The 12,889-nt window shown below is 63.3% G+C and carries 10 protein-coding genes; 1 reads left to right on the forward strand and 9 read right to left on the reverse strand.

Translation table 11 applies throughout. From position 1 onward, the window contains the following. Window positions 1–41 precede the first annotated feature (41 nt). From KU306_RS17985 to KU306_RS18000, 4 genes are all read right to left on the reverse strand, one after another. Window positions 42–2,774, reverse strand: coding sequence for a heavy metal translocating P-type ATPase (locus KU306_RS17985; protein WP_258303825.1), 2,733 nt, complete (start codon window positions 2,772–2,774; stop codon window positions 42–44). A gap of 99 nt (window positions 2,775–2,873) precedes the next feature. Next, window positions 2,874–4,274 carry a hypothetical protein gene (locus tag KU306_RS17990; protein WP_258303826.1) on the reverse strand — a complete coding sequence of 467 codons (1,401 nt, stop codon included), beginning with the start codon at window positions 4,272–4,274 and terminating at the stop codon, window positions 2,874–2,876. Next, window positions 4,271–4,534 (reverse strand): DNA-binding protein, encoded by a 264-nt coding sequence (locus KU306_RS17995; protein WP_258303827.1) that lies wholly within the window; start codon window positions 4,532–4,534, stop codon window positions 4,271–4,273. Before KU306_RS17995 ends, KU306_RS17990 begins: the two co-directional genes overlap by 4 nt. Before the next feature lie 60 nt (window positions 4,535–4,594). Next, the gene (locus KU306_RS18000; RefSeq protein ID WP_258303828.1) at window positions 4,595–5,656 is read right to left on the reverse strand and encodes a DUF7350 domain-containing protein; all 1,062 of its coding nucleotides are present in this window, start codon (window positions 5,654–5,656) and stop codon (window positions 4,595–4,597) included. Window positions 5,657–5,825: 169 nt separating this feature from the next. Here KU306_RS18000 and KU306_RS18005 point away from each other — a divergent pair, with 169 nt between their 5' ends. Next, the gene (locus tag KU306_RS18005; RefSeq protein ID WP_258303829.1) at window positions 5,826–7,439 is read left to right on the forward strand and encodes a PAS domain-containing sensor histidine kinase; all 1,614 of its coding nucleotides are present in this window, start codon (window positions 5,826–5,828) and stop codon (window positions 7,437–7,439) included. Here KU306_RS18005 and KU306_RS18010 read toward each other — a convergent pair. The 5 genes from KU306_RS18010 to KU306_RS18030 form a co-directional block, all read right to left on the reverse strand. Further along, on the reverse strand, window positions 7,436–8,926 hold the full coding sequence (locus tag KU306_RS18010; protein ID WP_007541258.1) for a lipopolysaccharide biosynthesis protein: 1,491 nt from the start codon (window positions 8,924–8,926) through the stop codon (window positions 7,436–7,438). The genes KU306_RS18005 and KU306_RS18010 overlap by 4 nt on opposite strands. Window positions 8,927–8,929: 3 nt before the next feature. Then, the gene (locus KU306_RS18015; RefSeq protein ID WP_258303830.1) at window positions 8,930–9,085 is read right to left on the reverse strand and encodes a hypothetical protein; all 156 of its coding nucleotides are present in this window, start codon (window positions 9,083–9,085) and stop codon (window positions 8,930–8,932) included. Window positions 9,086–9,256: 171 nt separating this feature from the next. Beyond that, window positions 9,257–10,678 carry a sulfatase gene (locus KU306_RS18020; RefSeq protein WP_007541260.1) on the reverse strand — a complete coding sequence of 474 codons (1,422 nt, stop codon included), beginning with the start codon at window positions 10,676–10,678 and terminating at the stop codon, window positions 9,257–9,259. Between the two features lie 113 nt (window positions 10,679–10,791). Next, window positions 10,792–11,616, reverse strand: coding sequence for a class I SAM-dependent methyltransferase (locus tag KU306_RS18025; protein ID WP_258303831.1), 825 nt, complete (start codon window positions 11,614–11,616; stop codon window positions 10,792–10,794). Continuing rightward, the gene (locus KU306_RS18030) at window positions 11,613–12,884 is read right to left on the reverse strand and encodes a glycosyltransferase family 4 protein (RefSeq protein ID WP_258303832.1); all 1,272 of its coding nucleotides are present in this window, start codon (window positions 12,882–12,884) and stop codon (window positions 11,613–11,615) included. The genes KU306_RS18025 and KU306_RS18030 overlap by 4 nt, the downstream gene beginning before the upstream one ends. Between the last annotated feature and the right edge of the window lie 5 nt (window positions 12,885–12,889).

Consider the following 12,889-nt stretch of genomic DNA (forward strand, 5'->3'; position numbering starts at 1 on the left):
GAACTGACTCCTTCGAAAACTGTCAATAAGAGACGCCGGGGTTACAGCGGCGAGTCGTCGGTCTCGTCGGGCCGAATCCGGGCGAGGCGCATCGCGTTTCCAGTCACGCCGAGCGTCATTCCCGCATCGCCCGCGAGGACGGCCAGCGCGACGCTGACGTACCCGAACGGGACGCCAACAGCGAGGATAGCCTTGATAGCCAGCGACGCCCAGATGTTCTGCTTGATGACAGAATTCGCCTGATTGGAGAGTTCGTAGAGGTACGGAAGTTTGGAGATGTCGTCGGCCATGAGCGCGATATCGGCGGTCTCCAGCGCCGTGTCGGTTCCGGCGGCACCCATCGCGACACCGACTGTCGCCGTCGCGAGCGCGGGCGCGTCGTTGATGCCGTCGCCGACCATCGCGACCGACCCGTACTCGTCGAGCAGTCCCTCGACAGATTCGACTTTGTCCTCGGGGAGCAGTCCGGCGCGGAAGTCGTCGACGCCGACTTCGTCGGCGATAGCGCGAGCGGTCCCCTCGTTGTCGCCGGTGAGCATGACGACCGAAAGCCCGAACGACTGGAGTTTTTCGACCGTCTCGCGGGCGTCCGGGCGGACCTCGTCGGCGACCGCGACCATCCCTTCCAGTTCGTCTTCGGTGCCGACGAGGACGACCGTCTTCCCCTCGGATTGGAGGCGCGGGATGGTGTCTTCGACGAGGTTGAGACAGCCCTGCCTGTCGCACAGCTGGCGGACCTCGTCGGTGAGTTCACCGTCGCCGTGGGCGACGTGGGCGTGTCTGAGGTCGAATCCGAGTTCTTCGAAGAATCCGGGCTTCCCGGCGAAGTGTGTAATGCCGTCGAGGTCGGCACGAACACCCTTGCCAGTAATACTCGTGAAGTCGGTGACGTTGCGGTCGGCGACGTTCGCGCCGTCTGCGTGCGAGACGATGGCCTCGCCGATTGGGTGTTCGCTGCGGCGTTCCAGCCCGCGAGCACACCGGAGCACGTCGTCTTCGGAGTTCCCGTTGAGCGGGACGACGTCGGTCACGGCGAGTTCGCCCTTCGTCAGGGTGCCTGTCTTGTCCACGGCAATCGCTTCGACCGCACCCATCGCTTCGAGGTGCGTGCCGCCTTTGATGAGGACGCCATTTCGGGCCGCCGAGGTGATTCCCGAGACGACCGAGACGGGCGTCGAGATGACGAACGCACACGGGCACGCGAGGACGAGCATCGTGATGCCGTAGACGAACCACGTCACCCAGTCGAGACCGAACGCGATGGGCGGGACAGCGGCGACAGTGACGGCGATGACGACCATAAGCGGCGTGTAGTAGGACGAGAACCGCTCGACGAACTGCTCGCGGTCGGTCTTGTTCGCCTGCGCGTCCTCGACCATCGAGATGATGCGCGAGAGCGTGTCGTCGCCCGCGACGGACTCGACGCGAACGTCCAGCGACCCGGCCTCGTTGACCGTCCCGGCGTACACCTCGTCGCCGGGCGTCTTGTCGACCGGTACCGACTCACCCGTGATGGGTGCTTGGTTGACCGCGCTCTTGCCCGTGACGACGGTGCCATCGACCGGAATCTTCTCGCCGGGGGCGACGACGACGACGTCGTCGAGTTGGAGGTCCTCGACCGGCACGACCGTCTCGACGCCGTCGCGTCTGACAGTCGCCTCGTCAGGCGAGAGGTCCATTAGTTCGCGGAGCGAGTCACGGGTGCGACCCATGGAGAATCGTTCGAGGAGTTCGGAGACGCTAAAGAGGAACGCGAGCGTCGCGGCCTCGAAATAGAGGCTCGTCGGGCCGGAGATGAGACTCGCGGTGACGGCGCTGAGAATCGCCGCCGACATGAGGAAGTCGATGTCGAGACTGCGGTTTCGAGCCGAGTAGTAGCCGTTTCGGAGGATTGCCTGCCCACCGATGCCAGCGCCGACGATGTAGAGCACTTCGGCGAGCGTGAACGAGACGCCAACGAGTGACGCGACGACGAGTTCCAAGCCGAGGAAGAACTCCGCGGTGATACCGGCCGCGAGGAAGCCGCCGCTGACCCACGTCTTGAGTGCGCGAGTGCTTCGCCAGATACTCTCGGCGGAGCTGTCGGTGCCGTCGTCAGTGGCCGAGCCGTCGATGTCCTCGGCGTCGGTGCCGGTGACTTCGTAGCCCGCACGCTCGACGGCCGCGACGACCGAAGCGGGGTCAGCGTCGGCGGTGAGGGTGACGATGGCTTTCCCCGCGGTGGGTCGGGTGTCGTAATCGACGACGCCCGAAGCGTCGTCCAGCGCGTTTCCGACTTTTCCGGCACACGAGGGACAGTCCATCTCGGGAACCGAGAGCGTGAGCGTCCGCGTCGTCGGTTCGTCGGTGACCTCGTAGCCGGCGCTCTCGATACTGGTCCGAATGTCGTCGACGCTGGTCCGTTTGGGGTCGTACTCGACGGTGAGTCGCCCCGAAGTGATTCGAGGGTCGATGTCGCCGACGCCATCGAGACCGCGAACGCTCGATTCGACCTTTCCGGCGCACGAGGGGCAGTCCATCTCCGGGACGCCGAATTCGGCGCGTTGGGACGCGGTAGTCCCACCTGTGTCCGCGTCGTCTGCCGGTGCGTCTTCCGGTGTATCTTCTGGCGTGTCTTCCGGCGAGTTTTCCAGGACATCTGCCGTCGTGTCTTCCGGCGAGTCTGTCGCCGTCTCGGCAGTGACGTCACAGGACTCGTCACACCCGCAATCGTCTGGAGGGACGTCGGACGTGTCCGCCTCGTTTTCCGGGACACGACCGCGTTTTTCGCTCATAGCCGGCAGTAGTCACTGATTAGTTAATAATTCACCTGTTAGTACACGGCATTCTACTGCGAGAGATTAACAAATTAAGTCGGTTTGATTATTACACACTCACAAGAACGGTGGCGACGCAGTCGGAAGCGCGACGAGCCAGAGACTGACGATGGTGTAGAATATCATCACCACGACGAACGGCAGTTGACTCCGAATGGCCTGCATCCGACTCGGGAAGGTGTCGTACGCCTGCGAGTGGGCCACCCAGACCGCGAGAAGGTGTCCGAGGAGGACGAACACGACGTTCAGCGCGCCGAACCACGCCGGAAGCGTGAGGACGACCGGGTTCGCGGGTGGTGACAGCGGCGACGAGAGCGCCCCAGCGAGCATCGGCGACAGCGAGACGAAGAACCCGAAGTAGTGGGCGAGGTGGTAGCCGACGGCGATTGCGAGAAGCGAGGGAGCGAAGCGGACCGCGAGCGCCCGGGGCGTCTCGAAGGTCTCGATTCGCCGGACGGTGAGACGACTCGCGAGCACGTAGAGACCGAGGAATGCGGCGAATCCACCGAGGTAGAGGACGCCGTAGACGACGAGCACAGGGAGACCCGCCTCGACGACGGCCGTGATAGCGGCCGCACCCTGTTCGGTCGTCACGAAGCCGCTGAAGGTGAGTTCCCAGACGAGGACGACCGCGACCGCGACGTCTGCGAGGTCGGTCACTTCGTCGTCGGTGACGAGTCGCATCCCCGGCAGCCGAACCGAGAGCCCGTCTTCGTCGTTCCAGCGAATCGGAGCCACACGCCCGTAGAATCGAAGGAACACCGAAACGGGGTCGGCGCAGTCGAACCAGTCCTCTGGCCCGACGAGGAGTGCGCCGAGGAGCGTCAGGACCGAGTAGCCAGCGACGGCCACCGCGAGAAGGTTCGGTTGGCGCGTGACGCCGGCAGCGGTCTCGACCCACACGAGTGCGAGAATACCCGCGACAGCCGGCCATCGACCGAGTTTGTGCGGATACTCGACGAAGCCGTTCGGAAGGACCGTCGCCACCGTCCGCCACGGGTTGACCGCTCGCCAGGTGTCGCCGACGAGGTACGTGAACATCGTGTAGCCGGCGCGGAGTCCGGCGAAGGTGACGATGATAGCGAAGTTGAGCGTCGGTGTCTGCGGCCCGGTGACTCCGAGATACACGATGAATCCGAGCAGTGCGAGGCCGAGGATGCTGCCGACGATACCGAGGCCTCGGCGGACCACGTCGTCGAGGGCGACGCTCGCCCGCCACGAGTGGACCTGTTCGATGAACCGTCTATCGGTCACGAAACTCGCAAGCAGGGCCGACGCGCCGACTGTCGCCCCACCCGTCGCGAGATAGAGCCACTGCGGGACGGCGAGGTTGTCCTGTGACGCCCCGGTGAGGCCGACAGCGCCGTTACTGGCGGCGACCGGGGCCGCGAGGAGAGACACGAGACTCGCGAAGAGAAGCGAGACACCGAATCGTCGGAGTGTCGTCGTGCGGTTCATGAGGCAAAGAGGATGAACAGGATGAGGAATCCGAAGTACAGGAGGACGAGGACGCCCAGCGCCCGGATTCGGAACGATTTCAGTTCGCGCTCTTCGTCGTAGTACACCTCGCGGTACGCCTCGACCTCGTCGGCGGTGAGGTCGTCGGGGTGTCTCGCACCGCGGTGGAGCGTAAGCAATCGCGCCGAGGGATAGGCGTCGCCGCACCGCTCACAGACGTGGCGGTCGAGACCGTCGCCGTCGTTCCTGGTGTCGCTCATTCCGTGTTACGTCGAAGTATCGGTCGGGTGGTTCTGAACGTTTCTGTTGTTACTCGGGCGTCAGACCTCGAACGACAGGCGCTCAAAGTTCATGAACGCCGTCTCGTAGCCGTCGTGGCGGGCGACCTGCGGCGGGAAATCGACGACGAGTCGGACCACGTCGCCCGATTCGACCGCATCAACCGGAAGACCGTAGTGGTAGCCAACGTCGGGGTCGAGCGTCGGACTGGGTCGGTCTTCGGCGACTGTCTCTCCGTCGCGTTCGAGCGTCGCGGTGAGACCCATCATCGGGAGGATGAACTCGTTGTAAGGGGTGCGAGCGGAGACGTAGACGTACGCTCCATCGGCATCGAACCGCGCCCCGTCGTCGACGACGAAGGCGTCGAAAATCGCGTCGCCGCTCGTCTCTCGTCCGAGGTGCGTCCCCGGAAGTGACTCGACAGCGGGAGCCTTCCCCGTCGGGACGCCCATCATCTCCATCGCGGGGACTGTGGTGCGAGTGCCCGCCTCGTCGCCGTGGCGGGTGAGTTCGACGTCGTGGAGTTCGTCGGTCGCGAAGGTAAATTGGAACGTCGCCGTCTCTGCCGTCTCGAACCGACCGGCGAACGAGCCGGTTCGGTGGAGCGAGGTGCCGCCGATTTGAACGCGGGCTTCGTAGTCGCCCTCGCCGTCGAGTCTGTAGTTCGAGCCGTAGTGCATCCCCATCCGCTGGGAGAGCATCGGATAGGCGACTTCCTCGGTCACGAACGACCCGTCTTGGAGTACTTCGATGGTGACGCCAGCGTCGAGCGGGAGGACGGTCCCCGTCTCTCGGTCCCAGACGGAGGCCATAAGGTGAAGCGAATGGTCGGCCTCGACGACCGTCTTTTCGAGGTCGGTGCCAGCGACCGTCCAGAACCGGTGAGGGTACGAATACGTCAGTGCCACGTCGTACGGGCCCGCAGACGTTCGTCCGTACATCTTCATCCCCTCCGTGATTGCAGGGAGATACACCGCGTCCGGACGGTCCTCGACGAGCGGTGGGTCGCGCCACGCGGACTGTTGCTCGAAGCCGCCGAGACAGCCGGCTGTTGCTGTGAGCGCACCGATTCCGAGGGTTTTGAGGGCGTCTCGTCGTCTCATAGCGAATGTGATGCCCCGGTAGTGCCCGTCGAGGCAACTCGCCTACGCTATTGGCCGCGCAAAGATGTGCATTGTGTTTCGGAATCCGGTTTCGAGCGCCGCACAGAAGTTCTCACGGCGTAAGACTACCCACCACCTATTAATACACGACACACTCGCAAACTGCACAATGGACGATTCGCCGCTCGGTACACTCGATGCGCGAGCCATCGCGCTCGCGTATCTAGCGTTCGGGTCGGTCGGTATTCTCGGTGGTGAACTCGCACTGGCTGGCATCTTTGGAACACCGCTCGTATCGGCGTCAGCGCTGGCGAAAGGGCTGTTCTTCGTCGTCGTTTCGAGTGTGTTCGTCGGGATACTCGTCGCCCGGAAGAACCGACGAATCGAGCGCTACCAGACGTCAGTCGAAGCGTCGCTCGACCGCCTCCAGAGCGTCGTCTCCGCATCGCCGGTGCCGATTATCGCCATCGACGTCAGCGGCAGAGTGACCATCTGGAACGACGCGGCGACCGAGACGTTCGGATGGGAACGAGAGGAAGTCCTCGGGAGGCCGATTCCAACCGTCGCGGAGGACCAGGAATCTGAGTTCCAGCGCGCCGTCGAACGCTCCATCGAAGAGGACGGCCTCTCGAACGTCGCGGTCAAACGACAACAGCGAGACGGGACGATGCGCGAGTTCTCGCTGTCGACCGCGCCGATTTACGAGCCGGACGGCAGTGTTCGCGAGATTATCGGCATCTTCGTCGATACGACAGAGCAGAAAGCCCGCGAGCGTCGGCTTCGGGAGTTCGAGATGGCCGTCGAGCAGGCGGGCCACGCCATCTACCTGACCGACCGCGACGGTGAGATAACCTACGTCAACCCGGCGTTCGAGCAGACGACCGGCTACGAGAGAGACGAAATCGTCGGGCGAACGCCGAACCTACTCAACTCCGGGGAGATGAGCGACCGGTATTACGCGAGACTGTGGCGGTCCATCGAAGCGGGCCAGACGTGGCAAGAGCGAATCGTCGACAAGCGGAAGAACGGCGAGTTCTACACGGCCGCACAGACCATCGCACCCATCGAACAGGAGGAAGACTGTATCGGATACGTCGCTATCCAGTCGGACATCACCGAGACCGAACTGACCCGACAGCGCCTCGGCGTGCTCAATCGGATGCTCAGACACAACCTCCGAAACCGGATGAACGTCATCGCGGGATACGTCGAGATGATTCAGACCGAAACGGACGACCCACAAATCGACGACCACGCATCGGTTATCCTCGATGCGGCAGCGAACCTCACGTCACTCGCCGAGAAGGCCCGGACCGTCACCGAACTCCTCGAATCCGACGGCCATCCGACAGAAGTCGGAACGCTCGTCGAGAATGTGGTCTCGACGTCGCGTTCGGAGTTCCCTGACTCGACGGTGCGAGTCGCCGTCGACCCCGACTTGTCCGAACACGTCGACAACCGCGTCGGTGTCGCCGTCGAGGAACTCGTCGCCAACGCGCTCCAGCACGGTGGCGAGACGGTCCACATCGACGCGTACCGAAGTCCGACCGACGAGTCGCGGTTCGTCATCCGCATCGAAGACGACGGACCTGGAATCCCAGAAAGCGAGTGGGAAGTCATTCAACGCGGAGAGGAAACGCCGCTGGAACACGGGACTGGACTCGGACTGTGGCTCGTCCACTGGGTCGTCACGAAAACCGGCGGCAGCGTGCGACTCGATACGACGCCACTCGGCGGGTCCGCGGTGACGCTGGAACTGCCACGGGACACCCCCAGAGACTAGGTTATCTTCGCCGCGATGTCGCGGACCAGCGAGCGCATTCCGTAGTCGAACGTGACTTCGACAGCAACCATACACGCCGTGTAGACGACGACGCCAGTCACGACGAGCACCGCGAACCCGAGCGCGGTCCCCGACGCGGGGAGCATCGATTCGGTCGCTACCACCGCCGCACCCATGACCAGACTCGCCGTCAGCGGCGTGCCGACGGTGACGAAGAACTGGATGAACGACCCCTTTATCTCCCGAATCACGATGTAGTTGATGAGCGGTTCGGAGGTGAGTGCGCCTGCGAGCACGACCGCAGCGGCGGTGCCGACCAGTCCGTAGGCGTCGGTGAGGGGGTAGATGAGGACTGCGAGCGCGACCGTCTTGAGGACGTTCACCTTCGTGATGTAGTCCGGGCGACCGATGGCTTTCAGGAGCGGTCCCGAGGTTGCACCGATAGAGAGCATCAGTCCCCAGAGCGCGAGAATCTGGAGCGCGGGAATCGCTGGAATCCACTCGTCCCCGAGGAAGGCGTGCACGAACGGCCCGGCGACGACGATAATCCCGACCGCCATCGGCATCGAGACGACTGCTGTGAGTTTCAGCACCGTGAAGTACGTCTGTCTGAGTGCGCGGAGGTTCCCCTGTAACTTCGAGTACGCCGGAAACATCACAGACGAGATGACTTTCGTCACTTCGGACGAGGGCGTTCTCGCCAGTTGGTAGGCGAGTTGGTAGAACCCGAGCGCCGTCGCGCCGAGGAACCACCCGAGGAAGGCGTCGTCGCCGTTGGCGAAGAAGAACATGAAGATTCCCGACCCCGTAATCCAGCGGCCGTAGCGAATCATCTCGATGGCGCGAGCACGCTCGATGACCAGTCGCGGCAGGCGTCTGTCGATGAGATACGACACGAAGGTGCGAACGACGTTTCCGGTCAGCGTCCCGAAGACGAGCGCCCAGACCGTTCCAAAGATGAACCCGAGCGCGAGCGCGACTCCCACGTGGAACAGCGTTCCCGACACGTCGTAGACGAACTGCTTGTGGAATTCGAGGTTCTTCTGGAGATAGACGATACGGGGGTTTCGGAGGCCGACGAGAAGCGGCGAGAGGGCGATGACGCGGAAGACATCGGTCGCCCGCGGTTCGTTGAAGAAGGCTGCCAGATACGGGGCGGCGACGTACGCGAGCGCGAAGAGCACGATTCCGCGAATCAACTTGATGGTCCAGACGGTGTCGAGGTAGGCGTCGACATCCTCCTCTTCGCGCTGGATGAGCGAGGCGTCGAGGCCGAGTTCGGTAAACTGGTTCATCGCCGTCACCGTCAGGAGCGCAAGCCCCATCAGACCGAACTCTGTCGGGCCGAGGAGACCCGCGAGGACGACCACCATGAGCATCAAGAGAATGCGGTTCGAGACGTTGATGCCGGTCATCCAGAGGCCGCTTTTGACGGTTCGCTCGCCGACGGCACCTGACGGGATGAACCGACGAAGCAGAGAGCGCATGGCTCAGAAAGCGGTGGTCCGCCCCTCCATCATCGAGCGGTTAGTGTGAACACGATACAGTTCGAGAGGTTCGATACGAAGGAAGGGCGACTGCTCGTCTGCGAGAACGTCGGCAGAATCGGCACTGAGCACCGACCGACCGAGCGGGATGAAACACATAGAGTTACCTCGAAAGAGGGCTGCGTACGGGCATAACTATACCTCGTCTAACGGGTTTTGAACCCACTAACGAGCGCGAAATCGGGGCGACAAAATCGACTTCCCGCGAGGCGAGACACCAACTGTCTCAGAGGGAGTCGAGAAAATTCTTAGAGAGAGCCGAGAAGACCCTTAGAGATAACCGAGACTCTCCAGACGCGACAGCGTCTCCGGGTCGTACTCGGCAGTTGCATCCACATCTTCGACGGCCGGTGAGGAACCCACCCGCTCGTCGAGAATCTCGCCCAGCGTCTCGACCACGTCCGGGTACGACCTCGCGAGGTCGGTCTCCTCGTCGGGGAGTCGGTACAGATGGTGCTCGTCACCGTTTCGGAGGAGCTTCCACGTGTCGGTTCTGAGCATCGCGAGCGCGTCGGTCATGTACTCCCCCTCGTACAACGAGTTCTTCGTGCGAATCGCTTCGAGGTTCGACGGTCTGGGACCGCGTTCGGCGATTGCGAATCCGGGCGACTGCTTCAGAAGGTTGACCCCTTCGAACCCGGAGGCGTCGGCCCCCACTGATTCGAGAACCGTCTGCATCACGTCGATGTGCTGGACGATATCGTCGCCACGCGAGTCGAGTCCGGGGAGTCCGGAGACCACGAGCGGGACGTGAACGATGCCGTCCGAGAGCAGTAAGTTGTGTCCGACGACGCCCTGTTCGCCGAACAGTTCGCCGTGGTCGGCCGTGATGACGACGATAACCGGCGTGTCGAGCGACATCGCGTACTGGTAGAGTTCGGCGACGAGCGTGTCGTGGTACGCGATTTCGGCCTCGTAGACGGCCACGAGCGCGGTCTTCTCGCGCTCGGTGAGCGGTCGCTCTTCCGCCATGAATCCCCAGATGTCGTCGGTGATAGCGCGCGCCGTCCGTATCGCTTCTTTCGCGGTGAGGTCTGTGCCGGCGAGGTACCGCCGAAGCACCGTCACGGGCGGGTTGTACGGGTGGTGTGTGCTGTTGATGTGGTTGTAGATGAAGAACGGCCCGTCGCGGGAGAGCTTCCGCATCCAGCCTTTGACGACTTCGGTCTGATAGCGCGGGTGGATAGGGTCGAAGTGGTCGCGCAGCGACAGCGAGAACCCACCGCCAAGTTTCCTGACGTTGAGGAGGTATTTCAGGGCTGTCCGTATCCCGGCACCGGAGAGCATGTCGAGATGCGACGTGGACCAGTGGCCGACGTCGAATCCGCGGTCTAACCCAGTCACGGGGCCGAGGTACGGATTGGTGCTGAAGCAGGCCGTGTTGTACCCCGCTCTCGAAAACCGTTCTCCGACGGTCGTGAGATTGTCTGGTAACTGGGCGACCTGTGTCGTGTCGGCGAATCCGATGCCATGTGACGAGACCCGACGTCCGGTGAGAATCGACGCCGAAGACGACGGCGTCCAGTGGGCGTGGGCAAAGCACGAATCGAACGAGACCGCGTCGTCTCTGGCGGCGATTGCCTGGAGATTCGGCGTCGTCTCTCGGTCTGGCGTGCCGAGCGACGTGTAATCGTGCCGAACGCTGTCGAGTGTAATCCACAGCACGCTCGGGAGCTCTCCGTGAGTCGTCATCACCGAACGTACGCCAGCAGAGGTGTTGAGTATCGACTACGTAACGAGAAGCAGAACGACCTAATGGCGTACTAATTGGCCGTCAGTGGGTGGATACGGTCGCAGTCGGGCAATCACGCTGTCGAATCGGCTGCGACGACGACGTACGAAGCCATCGCCGCGCGTCCAGTTCGGGTCAAGAGAGTAGTCGCAAGTTGGGCACCCCAGACGAACGGATACTGAATCGGGACTGGCAGTCGATTCACGGCGGAGTGGAGACGGCGCGGATATTGAAAGACGAAGTCGAGCGCGACGACCGTCCACCCATCGGAGACGAGCGCGGTGGTCTCGTCCGGCGTGAGAAACCGGTTCTTGCCGTTGGCGAAGTACGGCGAGCGTGGGGTCGGAACAGAAAAGACGAACCGACCGCCCGAAACGACGACGCGTCGAATCTCGGCGGTGAGGGCGTCGATGTCGAGGAACGGCCAATCGTACGGCCCGATACAGACGACGGCGTCGAACGAGTCGTCGTCGAAGGGGAGTTGCGGGTCGTCGTAGGATGCGAGGGCGTAGTCGGAGACGGTGTCACCGAGGACAGCCTCTGCGGTGTCGCTGGCAGCCGAGGCGAAGTCGACACGAGTGACTTCGTTTGCGTCGATGCCGGCGGTGACTCCCGACTCCGAGGCGACATCGAGGACGCGGTCACAGCGGCCGAGGTGGTCGAGCGCCCGAACGCGTTCTTCGTCGCGGAGATACTGGACGTTCGGTGTCGCGGGAGGCTGGTCGACGAACCTGACGAGTCGGGCTTCGATTTCCGAGGACGTGGGCGAATTGCTGTCCGCCTGTGTGCGACCAGTCACATCTCGCTGGCTGTTGGTATCCTGCTGGCTGCCGGTATCCTGCTGGCTGCCGGTATCACGCGAGCTGCTGGCGTCGGCTCGGGAGTTCGTTCGAGTCACGGCGACGACGCAACCTCCTGGGCGCTCGGTGCCGTCTCGCGTTCGAGGTCACGGTACATATCGAGGAGGTGCTCGGACTCGACAGCCCAGTTGTACTTGGTTTCGACGGCTTCGCGGCCGTTCTCACCCAGTCGGTCGCAGAGTTCCGGGTCGTCTGAGAGCCGCTGGATTGCATCGGCCATCGCAACAACGTCACCGGCGGGGACGACCAGTCCCGACTCCGTCTCGTCGACCACGCGTCCGAGTGGCGCGACGTTGGTCACGATGACGGGCTTTCGAACCGCCATGTACTGGAAGAGTTTGTGCGGTATCGTGGTCGCCGTGTGCCCGTTGTCGCGGTGCGGGACGAGACAGACGTCAGTCGCGGCGACGTACTTCGGCACGTCGTCGAAGGGAACCCGGCCGGTGAACTCGACGACGTTCTCCAATCCGAGGTCGGAAGTGAGACGCTCCAGTTCGCGTTTGTAGTCGGAGCCGTCGCCGACGATGACGATTCGAAGCGACGGGACGTCGTCGACGACGTGGGGGACCGCTTTGATAACCGTATCCAGCCCGCGGTGGCCACCGCCGAGGGTGCCGACGTAGGACACGGCGAACTGGTCTTCGTAGCCGGGAACCGGGTCCGCCTCGCCATCGAACGTGTCCAAATCGACGACGTTGGACACGACGAACACGTCCGAAGCGTCGGCACCACAGTCGTAGATGTAGTGGTCGCGGCCTTCGGGAACGACGGCGATGACGCGGTCGGCCCGGCGAACCGCTTGGCGTTCGATGCGTTTGAGGCGGACAATCGGCGTCGTGAGCCGAGACGCGACGTATCGCGGGTTCAGGAAGTTCTGCGGACTGTGACCGGCGCGATACTGCCGCACCGCTTCGGGCCAGTTCTCGTGGAGGTCCAGCACGACGGGAATGTCGTACTCGTCGCCGATGGCGAGGCCGGTGTTCGCGAGCGGGAGGTCGTGGACGTGAATCACGTCGATGCCCTCCAGTTCGACGAGTGACCCGGCCTCGTCGACCCACACGCGCCGAACGTCGGTGACGAGGTCGACGAGGCCGCGGACCACACCACCGATTCCGCGGTTTACCTCGCTGTTAGCGAGTTGCCGACGGACGACGACCGACCCGTCGACCTCCTCGCGCTGTGGGCGGTCGTCGACGGCGCGCGAGAGAATAAACACCGTGTGCCCGTCGTCGACGAGCGCGCGGGCCTCCTTTGCGACGCGAATGTCGGTCGGGTACGCCGCGTCCAAGAGCATGCAGATGCGCATTAGTC

The sequence above is a fragment of the Haloferax larsenii genome (assembly GCF_024730625.1).
GTDB lineage: Archaea > Halobacteriota > Halobacteria > Halobacteriales > Haloferacaceae > Haloferax > Haloferax larsenii.

Coding starts and splice junctions, on each gene's coding strand:
- KU306_RS17985 (WP_258303825.1), bottom strand. CDS start 2,774: ATGAGCGAAAAACGCGGTCGTGTCCCGGAAAACGAGGCGGACACGTCC.
- KU306_RS18005 (WP_258303829.1), top strand. CDS start 5,826: ATGGACGATTCGCCGCTCGGTACACTCGATGCGCGAGCCATCGCGCTC.
- KU306_RS17995 (WP_258303827.1), bottom strand. CDS start 4,534: ATGAGCGACACCAGGAACGACGGCGACGGTCTCGACCGCCACGTCTGT.
- KU306_RS18015 (WP_258303830.1), bottom strand. CDS start 9,085: ATGTGTTTCATCCCGCTCGGTCGGTCGGTGCTCAGTGCCGATTCTGCC.
- KU306_RS18020 (WP_007541260.1), bottom strand. CDS start 10,678: ATGACGACTCACGGAGAGCTCCCGAGCGTGCTGTGGATTACACTCGAC.
- KU306_RS18000 (WP_258303828.1), bottom strand. CDS start 5,656: ATGAGACGACGAGACGCCCTCAAAACCCTCGGAATCGGTGCGCTCACA.
- KU306_RS18010 (WP_007541258.1), bottom strand. CDS start 8,926: ATGCGCTCTCTGCTTCGTCGGTTCATCCCGTCAGGTGCCGTCGGCGAG.
- KU306_RS18030 (WP_258303832.1), bottom strand. CDS start 12,884: ATGCGCATCTGCATGCTCTTGGACGCGGCGTACCCGACCGACATTCGC.
- KU306_RS17990 (WP_258303826.1), bottom strand. CDS start 4,274: ATGAACCGCACGACGACACTCCGACGATTCGGTGTCTCGCTTCTCTTC.